We start from the raw sequence: 20,703 nt of genomic DNA on the forward strand, positions 1-20,703 counted from the left end.
CGCGGCGACATGATGGTATTTACCGGCAACGCAAACCGTACGCTTGCCGAAGAAGTAGTGAACCACCTGGGCATAGAACTGGGGCGCGCGACCGTTGATCGCTTCAGTGATGGAGAGGTCATGGTTGAGCTGCTGGACAATGTCCGCGGCAAGGATGTATTCATCCTGCAATCGACCTGTATGCCTACCAATGACAACCTGATGGAAGTCATGGTCATGGTGGACGCTTTGCGTCGATCCTCTGCTGGCCGGATTACAGCGGCAATTCCTTATTTTGGCTATGCTCGCCAGGACAGGCGTCCACGTTCTGCCCGCGTAGCGATTACAGCCAAGGTCATTGCCAACATGCTCACCAGCGTCGGTGTTAACCGCCTGCTGACCATGGACTTGCACTCAGACCAGATTCAGGGATTTTTCGACATTCCTGTCGACAATATCTACGCCACCCCTATCCTGCTGGATGATTTATTGAAACAACAGCATGAAAACCTGGTGGTGGTATCACCTGACGTTGGCGGTGTGGTGCGTGCCCGTGCGGCCGCCAAGCAACTCAACGTCGACCTGGCGATTATCGACAAGCGCCGTCCCAAGCCCAATGTGGCCAAGGTGATGAATATCATCGGTGATGTAAACGACCGCACCTGCGTATTGATGGATGACATGGTGGATACCGCCAACACGCTGTGTGAGGCTGCCGTTGCCCTTAAACAGCAAGGGGCACGCAAAGTCATCGCATACTGTACTCACCCCGTGCTATCCGGCGAGGCAGTATCAAGAATTACCAATTCCGAGCTGGATGAATTGGTGGTGACTAACACCATTCCTCTGCGCTCAAATGCATTATCGTCTTCAAAGATTCGCTTGCTGAGCACTGCGGAGCTGTTTGCGGAAACCATACGCCGCATCAGTAATGAAGACTCTGTAAGCTCAATGTTTGCAGAATAAGTTTCGGTCGATGCGGATGCATCGACCTTATTCTGTTATCTGGTCGCGGATAACAGGCAACCCAGAGCTTTAGGGCTCTTTTTAGGAGTAGTAAAATGGCTATTGTAATCAAAGCAACCACGCGCGAAGGCAAAGGTACGGGTGCGAGCCGCCGTCTCCGTCGCGCTGGTAATGTTCCAGGCGTAGTATACGGTGGTGAAAAAGAAGCAGTAAGCATCGAGTTCAACCACAAGGAGCTGTTCCTTGAGTTCCGTCACGAAGCTTTCCACGCTTCTATCCTGACACTGGATATCGGTGGCAAGAAAGAACAAGTACTGCTGCGTGACTATCAACTGCACCCAGTTCGCAACACAATTCAGCACATTGACTTCCAACGCGTTAGCGCATCCGAGAAGATTCACGTGAAGGTGCCTTTGCACTTCATCAACAATGACATCGCTCCAGGCGTGAAGCTGGGTGGCGGCATTGTGGCTCACATCCTGACAGAAGCTGATGTAAGCTGCCTGCCTAAGGATCTGCCAGAATTCATCGAAGTTGACCTGGCAAACCTGGAAGCTGGTCACTCAGTCCACCTGTCTGAAATCAAGCTGCCTAAGGGCGTTGAGTTCGTACAACTGGCGCATGAAAATGATGCTGCTGTTGCTTCGATCGCCAAGCCTCGTGGTGGTGCAGCAGCTGATGATGAAGCTGCTGAAGGTGGCGAAGCAGCAGAGTAATCTCGCTGCTTGATGCTTAAACGCGCGTCTCGGGCAACCGGGACGCGCGTATTCATTTAAAGAACAGCATATTTATGACCGGTATCAAGCTTTTTGTAGGCCTGGGTAACCCTGGTGACCGATATGAAGACACCCGCCACAATGCTGGCTTTTGGTGGATAGACCAAGTATGTGCAGAAACTTCCAGCAAGACTAGCCTGGAAACCAAATTTTTCGGCCACAGTGGCCGACTCAATCATGGCCAGGAAGCATGGTTGCTGAAACCTACAACATTCATGAATGCAAGTGGCCGCTCAGTGGCTGCCCTTGCCCGCTTTTACAAAATCCCTGTTGAATCCATCCTGGTGATCCATGATGAACTGGACTTGCCTCCGGGCACAGCGCGCCTGAAAAAAGGCGGCGGCCATGGCGGACACAACGGCCTAAAAGATATTGCAGCATGCCTGGGAACCAATGATTTCTGGCGGCTGCGTCTGGGGATAGGCCATCCTGGGGATAGGCATGAGGTCGTGAATTTTGTGTTAAAAGCCCCCTTACGTGAAGAAATGCAGCAGATTGAATACGCCATGGATGACAGCACCCGTGCATTGCCATTGCTGCTGGATGGCAAGTTTGAGGAAGCCATGCTCAAACTGCACACCAAACCAAAACAGAATTAATCCTTAACTCCGGAACAGGCAAATCATTATGAAATGCGGCATTGTTGGCCTACCTAACGTAGGCAAGTCTACCCTCTTCAACGCGATTACCCGCGCAGGCATTGAAGCCGCCAATTATCCGTTCTGTACCATAGAACCCAACGTTGGTATCGTTGAAGTGCCTGATCCGCGCCTCAAACCTCTGATTGAGATCGTCAACCCGCAGAAAATTCAGCCTGCCATTGTCGAGTTTGTCGATATCGCAGGCCTGGTTGCCGGTGCCTCTAAAGGCGAAGGCCTGGGCAACAAGTTCTTGGCCAATATTCGTGAAACCGATGCAATTGCCCATGTGGTGCGCTGCTTTGAGGATGGCAACATTATTCACGTGGCAGGCAAGATCGACCCACTGGACGATGTCATCACCATCAATACCGAACTGGCCCTGGCGGATATGGAAACCGTTGAAAAGACGTTCCAGCGCGAGCAGAAAAAAGCCAAATCCGGTGACAAGGAAGCCATCGCCTTATGCAGCGTACTGGAAAAGGTGCAAAAACACCTGGACCAGGGCAATGCCGTGCGCACCCTGGGCCTGGATGAAGACCAGCTGAAGTTGATCAAGCCGCTATGCCTGATCACGGTCAAGCCTGTCATGTATCTGGCCAACGTCGATGAAGGCGGGTTTGAAAATAATCCGCTACTGGACAAAATCGTTGCGCTGGGCAAAAAAGAAGGTGCTCCAGTAGTGTCGATCTGCGCCAAGATTGAAAGCGAGATTTCTGATCTGGAAGATGAAGACAAGGCCATGTTCCTCTCAGAACTTGGCCTGGAAGAACCCGGACTGGATCGCGTCATCCGCGCAGCCTATGACTTGCTGGGCCTTCAAACCTACTTCACGGCTGGCGTAAAGGAAGTACGTGCCTGGACCGTGCGCAAAGGCTCAACAGCACCCCAGGCAGCGGGTGTGATCCATACTGATTTTGAACGTGGCTTTATCCGAGCTGAAGTCATTGCCTATGATGAGTACGTCAAGAACAAGGGCGAAAAAGGATCTCAGGAAGCCGGGAAAATGCGTCTGGAAGGTAAGGAATACATTGTTCAGGATGGTGATGTCATGCATTTCAGATTTAATGTATAAACAAGCTGTGTAGTCACAGTACGCTAAACAAGCCCTGCTAACGCGGGGCTTTTTATTTGGCGGCATCCTCGCTTTTTCACTAGAATGACACATGACACCAGAATTAGGTCTAGCAACGCCTGGATTAAAAATAACTATTCACTCTGGGCTTGCTTCAAGATCACGCCGCTTACGGATTTCTTCCATAATTTCATCTGTGCTCCACGCACCTTGCAGGAAATCCATCACGAATTTCTCTTCATCCCGACTCAAAGGATCCAGGCCACTTTGCTGCAAACGTAGTTTGAACTGGTTGAGATTGAGTATATTGCCGTCGGCTGCAAAACTCATGATTGCTCCTTGTATAGGCAATGGCTCTCAGCGACTTAACTTCACTCTAGCCATTAAGGGTTAACGCGAATCACACTGATCTGGCCATCCGCTTCCAACCGCATCTCCTTTACATCGCCCAGACCACTCAAGCCCTCTTCCCGTAACTTGGCCATGAGCTCTTCCTTGGTAATCCACTCACGGCGCACGTTATGCCACTGAATCTTGCCATTCTTGACCAGCAACATGGTGGGCGCTTCTGTAAACCGCCTGATGGCAGGAAGCCGATAACTCAGGTAGTCAAAAACCAGGTTCCACACCAGCAAAGTCAGCACCAGCAATACCCCATCTGCGATGGTTTTAGCATCGGCACTCATGGCATTTTGTGAAGCATCCGCCACGATCACCACAAACAGGAAATCGCCTATACCAAGATTGCCGACATCGCGGCGTAACACAAAACGGAAAATGAGAAACAAAAACCAGAACATAATGGAACCACGCAGTATGATTTCCCAAGGGGATACGCTAAAGCTGAAAAGCTCCATTACTTGTCATCCATTTTAGTCAAACCATTCATAGATCTGATTCTAAGCAATCATGCTGGCGCAACATGTAGGCCTTTTGCGGCATTGAATGTAGGAAACAACCTAGCTTGGCGATTTATGCAAGGTCAATACTACGGCGGCCAGGCGATCCGCCTGAATGTAGGCAGGGCTGCGCAGCTCTTCGCCAAAAATATCTGGATCCATTTCCTGATATTCGTATTGCAGAGCACTGCCACGCAACATGGACTGTAGCTCTTGGAGAAAAATATCTTTCCCATTGACGATCGCAACACCGGTATACAACAGCAAAGTACCGCCAGCAGCAAGTCTCTCCTTGGCAGTTTGCACAATCTGCAGGGATAAATCAGCCCCCAATACGCCACCGCCATGCCGATAAGCACGCTCCGAGGCATCCACAAGATAAGGAGGATTGGCGATGATCAAGTCAAATTCCCCCTCCAGAGCCTGCAGCAGATTGCTATGCTGCCAGTGCAGGTTAAGCAGATCACTGGCCGTACCATTGGCAGAGGCGATAACCAACGCCTGGTGATTGATGTCCACGCCATAGACCTGGGCTTGAGGCAATTGGGCGGCAAGCAGAATAGCACCAACCCCACTGCCACATCCTATATCGACTGCCCGTCGCACATGAGGCTGATGCAGCGCCAGATATTGCGTTATCGCCCGGGAAAAACGGTAGGTATCGGGACCAAAAAATATTGCATCACTTTCACTGGTGGGAAAAGCTGAATGCAGGAACAACCTCCCCGAGAGGCTGGAAACACGCAAGCGGCTATGCCACACAGTGCCATCGAAACTTAATGCCGTGGCCTGCTTGAGCAAGGCAAACAACTCATAGCCTGCAACATCCGCTGTGAAAGGCCGGCTCCATCCCAGAATATCTGCCACATTTTTAGCCAATTCGTTGCCAGGACGACTATTTACCAGGGCGTGACTGGTCGGACTAATGGTTGTGAACTGGTAGGCCTGCTGTTGCAGCAACCTGAGAATAGCCACAAAGGCTGTCGCCTCTTGAGTTGATGTATGGGGCGATGTGTGGGATAGAGTCATAGGTTTTCCTTGAACACATTATTTCCAATGTCCGGGTTTCCACAGATGAGGCAATTAACCGACATTAACAGAATGAGATTGGTTTGACTGTCGTCTCAGTCTTACAACAGATTAATCCTGAGACTGATAACTGGCGCAGATACAAGGACAGAAAATGAATCATTAAAACGCTCCTTGATGACAGGAACTTACGCTTATGTTTAATCCTTCTATTGCCTATCCAATGCAGAATACAGCCAAGGCCTGGATGATGCCACGTGAGCTTTATTTCAGCTTGCTGCGCAACCCTGGAGTCATCAGCAATCGCGCCAGTGCCCTGACATTTTTGCAACAACAGCTGGAGGAATGTGCGACTAAGGATGTCTCGATGCCGGATGAAATAAATAAACTGGAAGACTGGATTGTAGAAAGCAGCAAGGAAGTAGGTCATCAATACCAGCAATACTTGCAGTTGCGCAAGGAAGGTGCACCACGCCAATATTTCAATAGCAAAGCCCATGCGCTTAACTTCATCAAATCGGTGGCCCCAACCAAAATGGTCGATGGTGCATGGCTGTATGGCCTGGTCAAACATTGGAACGACAGTAGTTTCAGTGATTTACTCGATATTTACCTGGAGGAGCTGGGTAATGGAGAAGAGGAAAATAACCATGTCGCAATTTATCGGAAATTGATACGCACCCATGGATGCGAGCAATGGGAAACGCTGGATGACCGCTATTTTATTCAGGGGGCTATCCAACTAGCCTTGGCAAGTCATGCAGACCAGTTCTTGCCAGAGATCATCGGTTTTAATCTGGCCTATGAACAACTACCGTTGCATTTGTTGATTACGGCAGCTGAGCTCAATGAGCTCAATATAGATCCCTATTATTTCACCCTGCACATCACCATAGACAATGCACTATCCGGCCATGCACTGAAAGCAGTCAAGGCAGTACGCGAGATCGCATCCACATTCAGCGACCAGCGTGAATTTATGCGGCGTTTGCGCAATGGCGCCAGGCTCAGCAATGGTGGTCTGGGATCGCTGGAGATCATCCATACGTTTAACCTTGAACAAGAGCTATTGCAAATCTTCCGTGAGAAAGCGAGTGTGGGGCAATTCATGCACCATAGCCATTGCCGTATCGGCGGTCAGACCCTGCAAGAATGGCTGTCCAGTCCCCATGAGATGCCCGCGCTATTGCAGTCATTGCAGGATCACGGCTGGATTACGCGCCATCAGGATCCTCAGTCCTCGCGCTTCTGTAAGCTGGTGGATGGTCATCAAGGCCTGATGTTTGGTGTATTCACCGCTTATGAGAAACAGGTACTGTATGACTGGATAGCCGGAGATTATCTCGAGCAACTGCCTAAAAGAGAGCGGCTGGGAGAATCATGGCGAGTGCGAAAAAGACAAATGCACGCCGAGTGTCATTCTGTGAACAATCCTGCCGAAGCTTCCAACATCATTCCGTTGGCCAGATCCAGCACCACGGCCCCCAGCAATGAGCAAATCCTCTTCAATCAGCAAGTAAGATCCATTACCGACAAAGAGGTATTGATGCGCTTATTGGCTGCCTGGATATCGCCCGCCATGCATCACTACCCTACAGGACTGGCAGCGACGCGGATGTTTAAAGCAGAATGGATGAACTAAACACAGCTTATTGCGGCTTCGTTACCCTGTATTGATGACCTGAACCTATATCGCCTGCCCATCATGCGACGCAGTTATCTGCCAGGCAGGACTGACTGTCCCAAACTCTCCTACACATAAATAAGGAGACTCCGATTCCGGCAATCCGCCCAGATATGCATGATTGAGATATTTCTTAATCTCAAGCTTGGAGGGTTTATGCCTCAATCTACTTCTGGTAAATACCTTAATTTTCTCGCGCTACTGCTAGTCGTTACGCCTATGTTACTGTCTGATCTGTTAGCCGCAGAAAAGCTTTCCTCCAAGGATAATAGCTACCTCAAAGATATGGCGGGGCTCAATCTCCTGCAGGTTGAAGCAAGCGAATTGGCAGCGGTGAAATCAAGCAATGACAAGGTAAAAGCATTTGCACGGCAATTGATCAAAGAGCGCCATGAGCTTACGCAACAGCTCAAAGCCTTCGCAGATAAAAAGCAAACCAATCTCCCTGATGAGCCCTCACTGATTCAGAAAGCCCGCTATAGGGTGTTATCGGCCAAGGATGGTGCTGAGTTTGACCAGGCCTATGCAAAAACCATGGGCGTCAAAGTCCAGCAAGATACCGTGCACTTGTTCAGCAAAGCCGCATCCCGCGCAGAAGATCCAGATCTTAAGCGCTTTGCCTTGCAACACCTGCCCGCACTCGAAAACCACCTGCAACAAGCCAGGGAGCTGCGCGATCATTTTGCCGCAACAAAATAAAATCTCAGACGCCAAAATTGGTGAGTTGCTTCCTGCATGGCAAGCGCAGGCACTGCCACGACCCAAATCACCAACAAGATTCCTTAGGTGAATCCGTCATATCATCTGACAGCTTTATAAGACATCGGCTTATAAACCCGCTACCAGCGCTCTTGAATAATGAAGACACTTCCCCCCGGCGATGGATGGAGAATTAGTCACCTCGCCAACTTTTCTTAATCTTCGAAATGGAGGAGCATGATGGTACAAACACAATCTTCATCACCGCGCGGATTCGCAGCCATGAGCGCAGAGAAACAGCGCAAAATTGCCAGTATGGGTGGCAAGGCTGCTCATGCAAAAGGTACAGCTCACGAGTTTGATTCCAAATCGGCCAGGATTGCTGGCAAAAAAGGTGGGCAAGCCGCTCATGCAAAGGGCACCGCCCATGTATTCAACTCGCAAGAGGCCCGGCTAGCCGGGCTGAAAAGCAGCAAGCGTTAGGCATCATTTACTGATGAGCGCACCAAAACAAATAGGCTGAGAATCTCAGCCTGTTTGTTTTGGTGCCTTCCTTGTCAGTTAGGATAGCTATTCAGCCCCAATCAACAATGCATCTGTCACCACCACTGCCCCAGCGGGCTGCTATTGATAATGATCATGCCTATCCCCACAAAAACCAACAGGTCTTTGAAATACTTGCCAGCATGGGTTGCGATTATGGCCAGGAGTATTTCATGAGCAAACCCATACCCGCCGATGGCCTCCCTACATGGCTAGCAAAATGAAATGAGAGAAAAAATTAAGCAATAAAGCACTTTCAGCTTTGACATTAGCGCGATGAGAAAATAGAATAGCGGGCTTGGTTAAAACCATCAGTTTTTTGGTGATGTAGCTCAGCTGGTTAGAGCACAGGATTCATAATCCTGGGGTCGAGGGTTCAAGTCCCCCCATCACCACCAACACATACTCCAGGTCTTTGGAAACAAGGACTTGGAGTAAATTCAATAGGTTACATACTGTTTTTCCCCATGGGTGTTACACTTGGAGCAAGGAAGAAACGATGTGTAACTATCTAACAAAGCGTGGCAGCACTTACTATTTTCGCCGTAAAGTGCCTAATGATCTTATTGAGCTTCTCAATAAACGCGAGATCACCCTCTCACTTAAGACCAAAAATCGTCAAGAAGCAATAAATGCTAGCCATCAACATAGTGTTGATACTGACAATCTTTTTGAAAGTGCTCGCTCACAGAATAATCAGCGACCTGATTCCAATACAGTAATAGCTACCGCCCCCTCCCCAAGCTCTCTCCATTCTATCGGCGCTCAAATTGCATCCAGGGGAGAAATAAATGCATTGATTCACTATTACATCAATGCTTACCGGAATAAACGTGCACAGAAAAATCCTGATGAGAGCGTTAAATACACTCAAGGGCTTAGAAGAACCCGTGAAGAAGCCTTGTTATTCGCTACCAAGGGCGAGTATTCCGATGAAAATCCGCCTTATTCAATTACACAAGCTGAGGCGATTATTCATGCAATCAATTACACGCTGGATCATACCCCACCCCCATACTTTCCACCCCCTGTAAATCATCAAGCGGCGGTTATGGCCCCCATACCTAAACCGGACGTACAACGCATAAATATTATTAGCGTGGTTGAAAAATGGCATGCTGAGCGTCAACCTAATGATCGCACCTATACTCATACAAAACGAATTGTTCAGAAATTCTGCCAGATTACTGAAAAAACCTTTGTGGATAGCTTTACTAAGTCTGACATTGTGAAGTTTAAGGATGCCCTGATTCACGAAGGATCAAGCATTTCTAATACAAATAATTACTTGTCACTTCTCAACACAATACTGAATTTTAGCTTTCATCAAGCCTACATTAATAGTAATCCCGCCACTGGTGTAAGAGTTAAAGGAACCAACTCAGCAAAGGCCGCTCGTCTTCCATTTGATAATGCCTCTCTCAAGAAAATTTTCAGCTCCCCGGTTTACTCTAATAATTACCGTCCAGCTGGTGGCAAAGGCGAGGCTTCATATTGGCTACCTCTCTTAGCTCTTTATACAGGGGCAAGACTCGAAGAGCTATGCCAATTGAGAACAAATGATATTTATGAGGAAGATTATCTTGATATGGGGCAAACCAAAACCACATGGGTAATTCACATAACGGATGAGGGAGAAGGCCAGCATCTCAAGAACAAGAACAGTAAGCGTAAAGTACCTGTTCATCAAGACCTATTAGATTTAGGACTAATTAATTTTGTTAACAACCAAGCCAATGGATATATATTTCATGAGCTTAAACCAACAAAAGTATATGCTCAAAGAGGTGGAAACTGGTCTAAATGGTTTAGTCGCTATTTAAGAGAAACTATTGGAATTAAGGATACCAAGCTGGTATTCCATAGCTTTAGACATACGTTTAAACACCTAGCCAGACTTTCAGGAGTTCCGACTGAAGTCCACCATGCTATAACTGGACACACTATGGGGAATGTTGGTGATAACTATGGAGATATATATTACCCTTTAGCTCCATTAGTAGCCGCAATGAATTCTTACAATATTAAATCTACTATTATGTAGTTAACAATTACTCAAGAATGTAGGGATATTTATACAACTCTTATACTAAATATTTCCCTATAGAATTATTGCTCCCCTTCTATAAGAAGCAATGCATTTATTATATTTACTACAAATTATTACTGCTCACTTAATATAAACAATTAAACTCAATATTTTATCAGCAATAGAATAAGTATTAAGAAGAGTATTAAGAAGAGTATTAAGAAGAGTATTAAGAAGAGTATTAAGAAGAGTATTAAGAAGAGTATTAAGAAGAGTATTAAGAAGAGTATTAAGAAGAGTATTAAGAAGAGTATTAAGAAGAGTATTAAGAAGAGTATTAAGAAGAGTATTAAGAAGAGTATTAAGTAGAGTATTAAGTAGAGTATTAAGTAGAGTATTAAGTAGAGTATTAAGTAGAGTATTAAGTAGAGTATTAAGTAGAGTATTAAGTAGAGTATTAAGTAGAGTATTAAGTAGAGTATTAAGTAGAGTATTAAGTAGAGTATTAAGTAGAGTATTAAGTAGAGTATTAAGTAGAGTATTAAGTAGAGTATTAAGTAGAGTATTAAGTAGAGTATTAAGTAGAGGTTTATCGGGATATGTATTCTTACACACACCTTTACACATCAAAAATTTCAGCCACTCCCCATGCACATTACCACTCTAAAACACCCACCAGAAGCCCAAGGTTAGTTTTATTTCCTCAAGCGATGTCTGGGATGCATTTAAAATTAAAATCGATTAAAGCTCTTTAAATCACTCCCGGCTTGCGGATAATAAATAATTTAATCACATCGGTACTAGCACATCTGGGGGGCCTCTCACTCAAGGGTATATGCCTAATGCAAAGCTGACTTCCTTGTGAAGCCAAGCATTATGGGTCTTGGTTATTTAAATTTTACTCAAACTCACCCGTGTTGATGTTTGATTGGAGTGCTCGTTGCGCTCGCTGTATCGATCCACCAGCAATGGGGAAATATCTCGGGTAAGGAGAGTAAATTTAACCAGCTCTTCCATCACGTCCACCACCCGATCGTAAAGGCTGGATGGTTTCATCCGACCCTCCTCATCAAACTCCTGAAAAGCCTTGGGAACTGAGGATTGGTTGGGGATAGTGATCATGCGCATCCACCTGCCCAGTATACGCATCTGGTTCACAGCATTGAAGGATTGTGAGCCGCCAGAAACTTCCATGACCGCCAGCGTCTTGCCCTGGGTTGGCCGAACAGCTCCCATCGATAGGGGCATCCAGTCGATTTGAGCTTTCATGATGCCAGTCATTGCGCCGTGCCGTTCTGGTGAGCACCACACCATCCCTTCCGCCCACACTGTCAAAGCGCGCAGTTCCTCTACCTTGGGGTGGGTTTCAGGAGCATCGTCTGGCAAGGGTAATCCGTGTGGATCAAATATCCTGACTTCACATCCCAGCGCTTCTAGCAGTCGTGTAGCTTCCAGAGTCAGCAACTTACTATAAGAGCGTTCTCGTAGAGAGCCATACAGCATGAGGATACGTGGTGGATGAGTTGAGGGGGTATATTGGGTTAGTTGCTCAATAGTAGCCTTGTTGAACAACGATACTTTCACATTGGGTAAATTGATGCGTTTGGAATCCATCCCAATCATTTCCTTCATTAACGGCGCAGATACCATGCCTTGCTATTGTTCACGATGTAGACCACCGCAAGCATCGCAGGTACTTCAATCAATACTCCCACTACCGTTGCCAATGCAGCCCCGGAATGAAAACCGAACAGACTAATGGCCGTGGCAACCGCCAGCTCAAAGAAGTTACTGGCTCCGATCAAGGCTGAGGGGCCTGCAATATTGTGTTGCTCCCCCACTTGACGATTAAGCCAATAAGACAGGCCTGAATTAAAAAATACCTGGATCAGGATAGGTACAGCTAATAAGGCAATGACCATAGGCTGCTCTATGATGGCATGTCCCTGAAAGCCAAATAGCAGCACAAGAGTCAGCAGTAATGCAGCAATAGACCAATGTCCAATTCCATGCATGACTTGATCATAGCGAGCCTGGCCTTGGCGCATTAATATTTTACGCAGCACTTGAGCCAAGATCACCGGAATCACGATATACAACACGACCGAGGTAGTTAGTGTTGCCCATGGGACGGTAATTGCAGAAATACCTAGTAGCAGTCCCACCAGTGGCGCAAAGGCGAAAATCATGATGCTGTCATTCAGGGCCACCTGAGACAAGGTAAATAATGGATCACCATTAGTTAGGCGACTCCAAACAAATACCATGGCAGTACAGGGTGCTGCCGCCAAAAGTATCAATCCGGCAATGTAACTGTCCAGTTGATCAGCTGGCAGAAAATCGGCAAAAAGATGGCGAATGAATACCCAGGCTAGAAACGCCATGGAAAAAGGTTTCACCACCCAGTTAATAAATAGGGTAATCCCAATACCTTTTACATGCTGGCGTATTTGCCCTAATACTGAGAAATCTACCTTGGCCAGCATTGGGATGATCATGATCCAGATCAGGAAACCAACCGGCAAATTAACTTGGGCAAGTTCTAGCCGAGCTATGGCCTGGAATGCTCCTGGGAACCATTGCCCCAAGACCACACCAACCAAAATGCATAAGGCCACCCATACAGTGAGATACCGCTCAAATACACTCATTTGATGCCATCCAGCTCACGCTTGATGCTGGGGATATCCATGGACTCTAGAGGCAGGCAAACGAAACGCTCAACACACCCCTGAATCTGACCGCGGATCAGCGCGAAAGCTGCACGCTTGTCCTCATCACCACCCTGCACAGCTGCGGGGTCTTCAAAGCCCCAATGCCCTGAAATAGGCGTGCCAGGCCAAATTGGACATACTTCGCCAGCAGCGTTATCACACACCGTAATCACAATATCCATCTTGGGAGCATCTGGTGTAGCAAACTCATCCCAGCTCTTACTTCGCAACTCATCAGTGGGGTAGCCCAACGCAGCCACCTGCTCAGCAGCAAAAGGATTTACCTTGCCAGTTGGATGGCTGCCTGCACTGTAAGCCTTGAATTTACCTTGACCAAGCTGATTAAACAAAGCCTCGGCCATGACGCTGCGTGCAGAGTTGCCTGTGCACAGAATCAGCACATTGAATATCTTGATAGTCATTTATTAGGTACTTCACAAGGTTGGAATTGGACAGGAATACAAGGATTACCACCACAGCAGTTCTCTGTGAGGTATGCCAGAACATTGTTCATTTGCTCATAGTGGGCGGAGTAAATGACAAAGCGACTTTCGTTACGTGAAGTAACTAGACCTGCATGAGTTAGCTCTTTAAGATGAAATGACAATGATGAGGGCGCAATACCCAGCGTCTCGCTGATCTTGCCTGCAGCCAGGCCATCAGGGCCTGCCTGAACCAGTAGGCGATATACAGCGAGACGAGACTCCTGCGCGAGTGCAGCTAATGCGGAGACAATAATTTTAGATTCCATATTTCAATATTAATGGAAATATGGAAATATGGAAATATATATGTTTTAAGTTGCGTACTTAAGGCCACTAAATGCTTCATAACACCGAGAAGGTATCCTTTATTACCAGATGCAAAACTTCCCCCCCAGTAGCTACCCCTCCAACCCTAGAACCGAAATCCCATACGTCAAAGCCCTCGCTGCCACTTAAGTATGGACGCTGTTACCACTATCGACCTATTTAAGTCACATCCTTAAAGCTGAGAAAGAGTTTTCACCAGCTCCCACCCTAGGGCCTAGGAGCCAAAAGAATAATCGATTACAGCGCGATTCTATAGGCCAGACTTAAGGAGAGCCTCTAGTTCATCCAGCAGTTGAGGACGATCTTTGGCCGAAACCTTAGAAAGATTTAGATAAAGCGACTTTTCATCTTCAGAACAAATGAACCAGACAAGAGGCTTTCCTAGCACTTCTGCAAGTCTCTCTATCATAGAAAAAGGAGGAGCATGCTTCCCTGCTTCATATTGATGAATGCGTACTTTAGCCGTTGCTTCTTCTATACCAACCGCCACGCCCAAAGCCTCCAAAGATAGTCCAGCTTCAAGCCTAGCCTCTTTTAACCTATTAGCAATCTTCGTCTCTAGCTTCATCACAGGCTCTCATATCTTAAGAACCTGTTTGTACCGTTTTACAGACCTACGAGAGTTAAGTTAAACTTAACAATTTGACATTGGGAGCAAGCATCATGGGATTTATTTCTACCTTAACTAAGGTTTTCAAAGGGCACGAACCCTATGAGGATTCTTCCAATCAAAATAGTAGCTCTTTAAATAAAAAAATGATGGAGTCAGGTTTAAAGATCCTGGACATATTCATGGCACAGCAAGAGGCTCCCTTAAGCCTATACTCCTCAGAGCTTCGATTTGAAGATGAACTGCAAAGGTTACGTTATTTAAATTTCTACCTAGGGGCTGCAGACCGAATAGCAACAGGTCTCTTTAAGACCCCTCAAGAGGCCGATACCTTCTTTTTGGTAGCCACATTCCCAAGAGCCTCACAACTATATGGAAGTAAAAACGCTTTATTGTGGGTACAAGCTTATGGGAAAAATAAGCCAGGAACAGCAGAGCATGAGGCCGGTAGAGCTGGATGGGAAACTGTAGAAACATTTAGCGAGATAATGAATACCAACACCCCCCAAGCAGCAGTAAATGAGCTGAGACCTATAGCATATAAACTCTATGACGTAGTAAAGGCATAAAATAGGTACTGTTTAAATTTTATGGTCTACGGTTCAAGTCCCCAATTATCGACTTTCTAAAGAATCATGCTACACTAGACCAATACACCCGGAACAGCACACCCAATACAACCCATTGAATTCATTGGTAATGGATAGATTCCCCCCATCACCACCAAATACCTTTCCAGAGAAATCCAGGAAAGTCTAAAAACCCGCGTAACTGCGGGTTTTTTATTGCCTTTTAATCCTACACTTGTCTAAGCTCATCCATAGAAATCCGCTGGTAAGTGTTGGTGGACTTCCCACACTCTGTTAGACCCAGAATCTTTTTGATTGGACATTATTTCAAACAGAGCCTGCGCGGTGATATCAGCACCGAAGAATGGGGCTAAAAACTCCTTGCCCATATCCACTATGGCGTCATCGATCGATTTACCATGGACAATGGCCATGATTGGCCTCTTCCAATAGTTGTACGGGTCAAGGAACGATAGATCATATATCTCACGTTGCCGTTGTCATCACGGCCGGTATATAAAAGCATGGAGTTTTTCTGCCATGGGGTTGCCATTAATCTGGTGGCTTCATCATCAAATCCGAATAGGAACATTGATAGCTTCATGAGTCCATACACCATGGAGTTGGTGATGGCCAGCAGAGACTATCTGCGCTTAAGTAGTGCAAGGGAAATGAAAATGATATATGATGAACATCATGCAAAATAAATCTACTCAACGCGTAACCAAGAAACGTAAGGAAATCTCGCACGACCGCATCTTAGAGGTAGCAGCGCGTGCTATCCGTCGTAGTGGATACGACGGCACTGGCGTAGCTGACATCATGAAGGAAGCTGGCTTAACGCATGGTGGTTTCTACGCACACTTCGAATCGCGTGATACTTTGTTGGCTGAGGCTGGCGATCGCGCAGGTGCTGAGTCGGTTGCGATAGCATCGCGAATTGTTGCAGCTGCACCAGCTGGACAAGCGATACGGGCCCTGATGGAAGCCTATCTGTCAGCTGAGCACATCAACGCTATTGAGACGGGATGTCCGGTTTCGGCGCTTGGTTCGGAAATGCCACGTCAATCTCCTGAAGTACGGCGTGCTGCAACATTGCACATCAAGGAAATGATTGATTTAGTTGCGCGTCAACTTCCAGACTGGGGCCAACCACAAGCCCATGAGCAAGCCATGGCACTGCTATGCGCGCTGATTGGTACTACCATGATCGCGAGGGCAGTCGATGATCCGGCACTTTCTGAGGCGCTATGCGCAGCTACTATGAAACAATTTAACCCTGCTACCGAATAAGCGCGTCGGTAGTTTTTTTAATTTAAAATATGATAACCATCATATTAATATTGTAATGCGCTGGCCACCCAGCTTATTTTAATCCCTGAAAGGTTCTTTCTATGTCTACGTCTCTTCGAAAAATTGCTGTAATCACCGGCGCATCATCAGGAATTGGTGCCGTCTATGCTGACCGTTTTGCAAAACGCGGGTATGACCTGGTTTTAGTCGCCAGGCGTGCCGAGCGCTTAAAAGCGCTGGCAGAAACTATTTCGAAAACGCATGGCGTCAGCGTCGAGCCTTTTGTTGCAGATCTGGCCACGGATGAGGGTCAAGCCAGCGTAGCGCAGGTTCTAGCGACGAATCCAGCGGTCAGCGTATTGGTTAACAACGCCGGTAGTGCACGGCTGGCCCCCATCATTGGCAGCCCTTTGGAAGATTCCCTATCGCAAATTGCGCTGAACATCACGGCGCTAACACGCTTGACGCACGCAGCCTTACCGGGAATGAAAGCGCGCAATGAAGGCTTGATCATTAACATTGCCTCAGCTTTGTCTCTGCATTCATTACCTATCAGTTCGGTATATAGCGGCACTAAAGCCTTTGTTCTTAATTTCAGTCGTGGCCTTCAACAAGAGGTAGCTGACACCTCCGTAAAGATACAGGTCGTACTCCCTGCCGCCACGGCTACCGAGCTCTGGGATCAGTCTGGTGTACCGCTAGCCGCGCTTAATCCCGAGACAGTTATGGCAACGGACGCAATGGTGGATGCGGCGCTGATCGCTCTCGACAAGGGGGAAAGCATCACGTTGCCTTCGGTAGCAGATGCAGAGTTAATTGAGCGCTTTGAAACCGCGCGCGCTGCGCTCTTTGCCAGCACGAATACCGGCAAGGTCGCGCCGCGATTGCTGCCAGCTTGACCTACTGTCATACCGACAATGAGAGAAAGAGAAAACATGTTATTTGACACCTTCAATTTACGTGGCACCACGCTCAGCAACCGTGCCGTGATGGCCCCGCTCACCCGACAGCGCGCGGACAATAACACACCCAACAGCTTGATGGCCACGTACTACTCACAGCGCGCATCAGCTGGCCTCATCATCACGGAAGGAACATCTCCATCCCCTAATGGACTGGGTTACGCCCGCATGCCGGGGCTGTTCAACGACGCCCAAGTGCAAGGCTGGAAATTGGTAACCGATGCAGTTCATGCCAAAGGTGGCAGGATTGTCCTGCAAGTCATGCATACCGGCCGGGTAAGCCATCTGGCTAATATGCCCGCTGGCGCAGAAGTGCTCGGCCCCTCAGCCGAAGTCTGTCCTGGTGAAATGCGCACTGACACCTTGGGTAGCCAACCCCACACAACGCCGCGTGTGATGATCGAAACTGACATTGCTCTAGTTATCAATGAGCATGCGCGCACGGCAAGATTGGCTATCGAAGCAGGGTTCGATGGTATTGAATTGCACGGTGCTAACGGTTACCTGATCGAACAATTCCTAAACCCCACGGTCAACAACCGCACGGATGGCTATGGCGGCAGTATTGAAGGACGCAACCGGTTGCTGCTGGAAATCGCACGGGCTGTGGCGCAGGAGATCGGTGCCGAGCGTGTAGGCGTTCGACTGTCACCTTACGGCGTAGTCAACGCCACTGCCGCTTTCGATGAGGTGGACGAACAGTATCTAGCGCTGGTCAAGGAACTGTCTGCGCTTGGTCTGATGTACGTTCACGTACTGGACCATTCGGCAAGCGGCACGCCACCGGTTCCCGAGACATTGAAGTCCATGCTGCGCGCTGTATTCGATGGCCCCTTTGTTCTGGCCGGAGGATTCGACAAGGCTAGTGCTGAGCGAGCATTGAGCGAAGGCCTTGCGGACCTGATTGCCATTGGCAGACCCTTCATCACCAATCCCGACCTTGTTGCGCGCATGCAGCAGGATGCGCCGTTGAATCCCCTCGATCCCGCTACCCTTTATACCAGCGGTGCGCAGGGCTATACCGACTATCCAACGCTTGCGGGATAATGTCATGAAGCTGAGCTTTCGCAGTCTGGCAATACTGATCTCGGTGCTATTCCTGGCGTTGGCATTTACATGGATGTTTGCGCCGCAACGCTTGCTGGTGGGGTGGGGTATTGAATTAACTCCATCAGCCAGCGTGGTCGGCCGCCGCGCGGCAGCCCTCTATGCTGGTGTGGCGATCATGTTCTGGTCAGCCAGAAACGCGGGGCCATCGCCAGCACGCTCAGCCCTGATAAAGGGACTCGCGATGGCCTGTTTGATGTTGGCATCGCTAGGCGTTTTTGAATGGGTTGCCGGCCATGCCGCACCGGGTATCTTGGTAGCCGTTGTCATTGAAATCATGCTCACTTTGGCGTTGCTGCATGTCGGCCGGAAATCATCCGGCACTTTGGGCCAGTGAGGACAGGGTTAATCCTGTGTTGCAGGTCAATGTAAGGCACGCTGATAGATGTTTAATATAGATAAAAGAGGGAAACGATGAAAGCACTTGTCCTGAAAAGTTATGGTGGGCTCGATAAGGTCGAATTCGCAGAGATGCCAGTACCAACTATCGAGCCAGACGAAATCCTTGTTCAAGTGCATGCAGTCGGCCTGAATCCAATCGATTACATGATTACGAAAGGTACATTCAAGCCCATCTTGCCATTGCAACTACCACACACAGTGGGGAGCGATCTGGCCGGTATCGTGGTCGAAACCGGCAGCCAGGTGACCCGCTTCAAGCCTGGTGATGCCGTGTTTGCAAGCATCTTTGACCTGCCCGGTGGCAGCCTCGCCGAGTTTGCGGCCGTGCCCGAATACGCCGCCGCACTCAAACCAGCCAATCTGGACTTTGTGCAGGCAGCCTCGATTCCAATGGTTGGCCTCACATCATGGCAAGCATTAAAAGAGCGCGCGCAGCTCAAGCCTGGACAGAAGGTCTTTATCCCGGCGGGCTCAGGTGGCATTGGCACCTTCGCAATACAACTGGCAAAGTATCTTGGCGCGACGGTAGCGACCACGACCAGCACTGCCAATCTGGACCTGGTACGTAGCCTCGGCGCGGACGAGGTCGTGGATTACAAAAAGCACGACGTCGAGCAAGTACTACACGGCTACGATGCTATCGTAGGCACACTCAGAGGCGATGCTCTGGAGAAATCTCTGGCCATCTTAAAACCTGGCAGTACAGTAATCTCGCTGATCGGGCCTCCAGATGCAGCTTTCGCCCGTGCGCGCGGGATGAATTTCCTCATAAAGTTGGTGTTTGGCCTGCTCAGCGCCAAGATCATCCGCCTCGCTAAAAAGCGCGATGCTCGCTACTCATTCTTGTTCGTACGCCCGGATGGCAGCCAGCTTGCCGAGATTGGCGAATTGCTTGCAACCAAACAGATCAGGCCAGTGATCGACAAAGTGTTTGCATTTGAGCAAGCAAAAGAGGGGCTCGCGTATCTCGAGCAAGGTCGAGCAAAAGGCAAGGTAGTAGTGCAGATGGCGTAATAGCATGGCATGCGGCATGCCCGAATATGTCATTACGAGTAATACAGCGTGACTTCAGATGAATGTGAAAGGGAATACGATGGCTACCTCAAAAGTTGTATTGGTAACTGGTGTCTCATCCGGTATTGGTCGTGCAGCGGCCGAACAATTTGTGCAGCGTGGATGCGAGGTATTCGGCACCGTCCGCAACCTCTCCACGGCGGCACCATTGCCAGGGGTAACTCTGGTCGAGATGGATGTGCGCAACAACGATTCAGTAAGTCAGGCCATTGCCGACATCTTTGTTCGTACAGGGCGCATTGATGTACTCATCAACAATGCCGGGATGAATATGCTAGGTGCAGTAGAGGAGACGGAGATTGCTGAGGCGGCTGTTCTATTCGAGACCAACTTCTTCGGTGCTATGCGCACCATACAGGCAGTATTGCCGCACATGCGAGAACAGCGATCAGGAAGAATTGTGAATGTAAGCTCGGTACTCGGTTTTCTTCCATCCCCCTATATGGGTCTTTATGCGGCTTCGAAACATGCGATCGAGGGGCTATCGGAAACGCTGGATCACGAGGTACGCCAGTTTGGCATTCGTATAACGCTGGTAGAGCCGGCATACACCAAAACCAGCCTGGAGGCGAATTCACCGAAGGCAAAGTCCACACTCTCAGTCTATGACAGCGACCGCGATAACGTTGCCGCTGCGGTTGCCCGCGATGTAAGCAAGGCCCCTGAGCCTTATGCTGTTGCTACAACAATCGTTGATGCGGCGCTTGGCAAGTGGCGTATGCGCAGCACACCCCCAGGTCAGGCATCGATATTGAGTATATTGCGCCGATTCATGCCCTCTGGTCTTGTAGATGCAAGCGTGAGGAAACAACTTGGGCTCGACTGAAAATCACGGTAATGCTT

General features: G+C 48.5%; 24 protein-coding genes and 1 tRNA gene. 16 read left to right on the forward strand and 9 right to left on the reverse strand.

The genetic code is table 11. The annotated features are described in order from the left end of the window. Positions 1–9 precede the first annotated feature (9 nt). The 4 genes from LG201_RS07210 (at position 10) to ychF (ending at position 3,434) form a co-directional block, all read left to right on the forward strand. The gene (locus LG201_RS07210) at positions 10–945 is read left to right on the forward strand and encodes a ribose-phosphate pyrophosphokinase (RefSeq protein WP_226771942.1); all 936 of its coding nucleotides are present in this window, start codon (positions 10–12) and stop codon (positions 943–945) included. A 95-nt stretch (positions 946–1,040) separates the two neighbouring features. Next, positions 1,041–1,661: a 50S ribosomal protein L25/general stress protein Ctc gene (locus LG201_RS07215; RefSeq protein ID WP_226771481.1), complete on the forward strand. Its 621-nt coding sequence runs from the start codon at positions 1,041–1,043 to the stop codon at positions 1,659–1,661. Positions 1,662–1,735: 74 nt separating this feature from the next. Continuing rightward, complete coding sequence (pth, locus tag LG201_RS07220) at positions 1,736–2,320, forward strand: aminoacyl-tRNA hydrolase (protein ID WP_226771482.1); 585 nt, start codon at positions 1,736–1,738, stop codon at positions 2,318–2,320. A gap of 28 nt (positions 2,321–2,348) precedes the next feature. After that, a complete protein-coding gene (gene ychF, locus LG201_RS07225; RefSeq protein WP_226771483.1) occupies positions 2,349–3,434 on the forward strand; it encodes a redox-regulated ATPase YchF in 1,086 nt (361 codons plus the stop codon). A 138-nt stretch (positions 3,435–3,572) separates the two neighbouring features. Here ychF and LG201_RS07230 read toward each other — a convergent pair whose 3' ends face one another. The 3 genes from LG201_RS07230 to LG201_RS07240 form a co-directional block, all read right to left on the reverse strand. After that, on the reverse strand, positions 3,573–3,764 hold the full coding sequence (locus tag LG201_RS07230; RefSeq protein ID WP_226771484.1) for a hypothetical protein: 192 nt from the start codon (positions 3,762–3,764) through the stop codon (positions 3,573–3,575). 53 nt (positions 3,765–3,817) lie between these two features. Next, positions 3,818–4,291 carry a DUF421 domain-containing protein gene (locus tag LG201_RS07235; protein WP_226771485.1) on the reverse strand — a complete coding sequence of 158 codons (474 nt, stop codon included), beginning with the start codon at positions 4,289–4,291 and terminating at the stop codon, positions 3,818–3,820. Positions 4,292–4,393: 102 nt separating this feature from the next. Then, positions 4,394–5,362, reverse strand: coding sequence for a N5-glutamine methyltransferase family protein (locus tag LG201_RS07240; RefSeq protein ID WP_226771486.1), 969 nt, complete (start codon positions 5,360–5,362; stop codon positions 4,394–4,396). Positions 5,363–5,558: 196 nt separating this feature from the next. Between LG201_RS07240 and LG201_RS07245 the strand changes: the two genes are divergently transcribed. The 5 genes from LG201_RS07245 to LG201_RS07265 all read left to right on the forward strand — a co-directional run bounded on the left by LG201_RS07245 (position 5,559) and on the right by LG201_RS07265 (position 10,332). Further along, positions 5,559–7,004, forward strand: a complete 1,446-nt coding sequence (locus LG201_RS07245; protein WP_226771487.1) for an iron-containing redox enzyme family protein — start codon at positions 5,559–5,561, stop codon at positions 7,002–7,004. A 198-nt stretch (positions 7,005–7,202) separates the two neighbouring features. Then, complete coding sequence (locus LG201_RS07250) at positions 7,203–7,745, forward strand: DUF4142 domain-containing protein (RefSeq protein ID WP_226771488.1); 543 nt, start codon at positions 7,203–7,205, stop codon at positions 7,743–7,745. 237 nt (positions 7,746–7,982) lie between these two features. After that, complete coding sequence (locus LG201_RS07255) at positions 7,983–8,228, forward strand: KGG domain-containing protein (RefSeq protein WP_226771489.1); 246 nt, start codon at positions 7,983–7,985, stop codon at positions 8,226–8,228. A 381-nt stretch (positions 8,229–8,609) separates the two neighbouring features. Beyond that, a tRNA-Met gene (locus LG201_RS07260) sits at positions 8,610–8,686 on the forward strand. A gap of 101 nt (positions 8,687–8,787) precedes the next feature. Next, positions 8,788–10,332 carry a site-specific integrase gene (locus LG201_RS07265; protein WP_226771490.1) on the forward strand — a complete coding sequence of 515 codons (1,545 nt, stop codon included), beginning with the start codon at positions 8,788–8,790 and terminating at the stop codon, positions 10,330–10,332. An 876-nt stretch (positions 10,333–11,208) separates the two neighbouring features. On the opposite strand, the gene arsH is transcribed toward LG201_RS07265, so the two are convergent. The 5 genes from arsH to LG201_RS07290 all read right to left on the reverse strand — a co-directional run bounded on the left by arsH (position 11,209) and on the right by LG201_RS07290 (position 14,411). Then, positions 11,209–11,931: an arsenical resistance protein ArsH gene (gene arsH / locus LG201_RS07270; RefSeq protein ID WP_226771491.1), complete on the reverse strand. Its 723-nt coding sequence runs from the start codon at positions 11,929–11,931 to the stop codon at positions 11,209–11,211. 17 nt (positions 11,932–11,948) lie between these two features. Next, positions 11,949–12,968, reverse strand: coding sequence for an ACR3 family arsenite efflux transporter (gene arsB / locus LG201_RS07275; RefSeq protein ID WP_226771492.1), 1,020 nt, complete (start codon positions 12,966–12,968; stop codon positions 11,949–11,951). Further along, positions 12,965–13,453, reverse strand: coding sequence for an arsenate reductase ArsC (locus LG201_RS07280; RefSeq protein ID WP_226771493.1), 489 nt, complete (start codon positions 13,451–13,453; stop codon positions 12,965–12,967). The genes arsB and LG201_RS07280 overlap by 4 nt, the downstream gene beginning before the upstream one ends. Continuing rightward, positions 13,450–13,782: an ArsR/SmtB family transcription factor gene (locus tag LG201_RS07285; protein WP_226771494.1), complete on the reverse strand. Its 333-nt coding sequence runs from the start codon at positions 13,780–13,782 to the stop codon at positions 13,450–13,452. The genes LG201_RS07280 and LG201_RS07285 overlap by 4 nt, the downstream gene beginning before the upstream one ends. Positions 13,783–14,093: 311 nt before the next feature. Beyond that, positions 14,094–14,411 (reverse strand): helix-turn-helix domain-containing protein, encoded by a 318-nt coding sequence (locus LG201_RS07290; RefSeq protein ID WP_226771495.1) that lies wholly within the window; start codon positions 14,409–14,411, stop codon positions 14,094–14,096. 95 nt (positions 14,412–14,506) lie between these two features. Here LG201_RS07290 and LG201_RS07295 point away from each other — a divergent pair, with 95 nt between their 5' ends. Then, positions 14,507–15,022: a hypothetical protein gene (locus LG201_RS07295; RefSeq protein ID WP_226771496.1), complete on the forward strand. Its 516-nt coding sequence runs from the start codon at positions 14,507–14,509 to the stop codon at positions 15,020–15,022. A gap of 245 nt (positions 15,023–15,267) precedes the next feature. Here LG201_RS07295 and LG201_RS07300 read toward each other — a convergent pair whose 3' ends face one another. Continuing rightward, positions 15,268–15,456: a hypothetical protein gene (locus LG201_RS07300; protein WP_226771497.1), complete on the reverse strand. Its 189-nt coding sequence runs from the start codon at positions 15,454–15,456 to the stop codon at positions 15,268–15,270. 262 nt (positions 15,457–15,718) lie between these two features. On the opposite strand from LG201_RS07300, the gene LG201_RS07305 reads away from it, so the two are divergent. The 6 genes from LG201_RS07305 (at position 15,719) to LG201_RS07330 (ending at position 20,686) form a co-directional block, all read left to right on the forward strand. Then, the gene (locus tag LG201_RS07305; protein WP_226771498.1) at positions 15,719–16,315 is read left to right on the forward strand and encodes a TetR/AcrR family transcriptional regulator; all 597 of its coding nucleotides are present in this window, start codon (positions 15,719–15,721) and stop codon (positions 16,313–16,315) included. A 101-nt stretch (positions 16,316–16,416) separates the two neighbouring features. Continuing rightward, positions 16,417–17,214, forward strand: coding sequence for an SDR family NAD(P)-dependent oxidoreductase (locus LG201_RS07310; RefSeq protein WP_226771499.1), 798 nt, complete (start codon positions 16,417–16,419; stop codon positions 17,212–17,214). Between the two features lie 36 nt (positions 17,215–17,250). Continuing rightward, positions 17,251–18,324 (forward strand): alkene reductase, encoded by a 1,074-nt coding sequence (locus tag LG201_RS07315; protein ID WP_226771500.1) that lies wholly within the window; start codon positions 17,251–17,253, stop codon positions 18,322–18,324. A gap of 4 nt (positions 18,325–18,328) precedes the next feature. After that, positions 18,329–18,721, forward strand: a complete 393-nt coding sequence (locus LG201_RS07320; RefSeq protein ID WP_226771501.1) for a hypothetical protein — start codon at positions 18,329–18,331, stop codon at positions 18,719–18,721. 77 nt (positions 18,722–18,798) lie between these two features. Next, positions 18,799–19,800: an NADP-dependent oxidoreductase gene (locus LG201_RS07325; RefSeq protein WP_226771502.1), complete on the forward strand. Its 1,002-nt coding sequence runs from the start codon at positions 18,799–18,801 to the stop codon at positions 19,798–19,800. Between the two features lie 79 nt (positions 19,801–19,879). Next, the gene (locus tag LG201_RS07330; protein ID WP_226771503.1) at positions 19,880–20,686 is read left to right on the forward strand and encodes an oxidoreductase; all 807 of its coding nucleotides are present in this window, start codon (positions 19,880–19,882) and stop codon (positions 20,684–20,686) included. Positions 20,687–20,703 lie beyond the last annotated feature (17 nt).

Source organism: Methylobacillus gramineus (assembly GCF_020532675.1).
In the GTDB taxonomy this organism is placed as follows: Bacteria; Pseudomonadota; Gammaproteobacteria; order Burkholderiales; family Methylophilaceae; genus Methylobacillus; species Methylobacillus gramineus.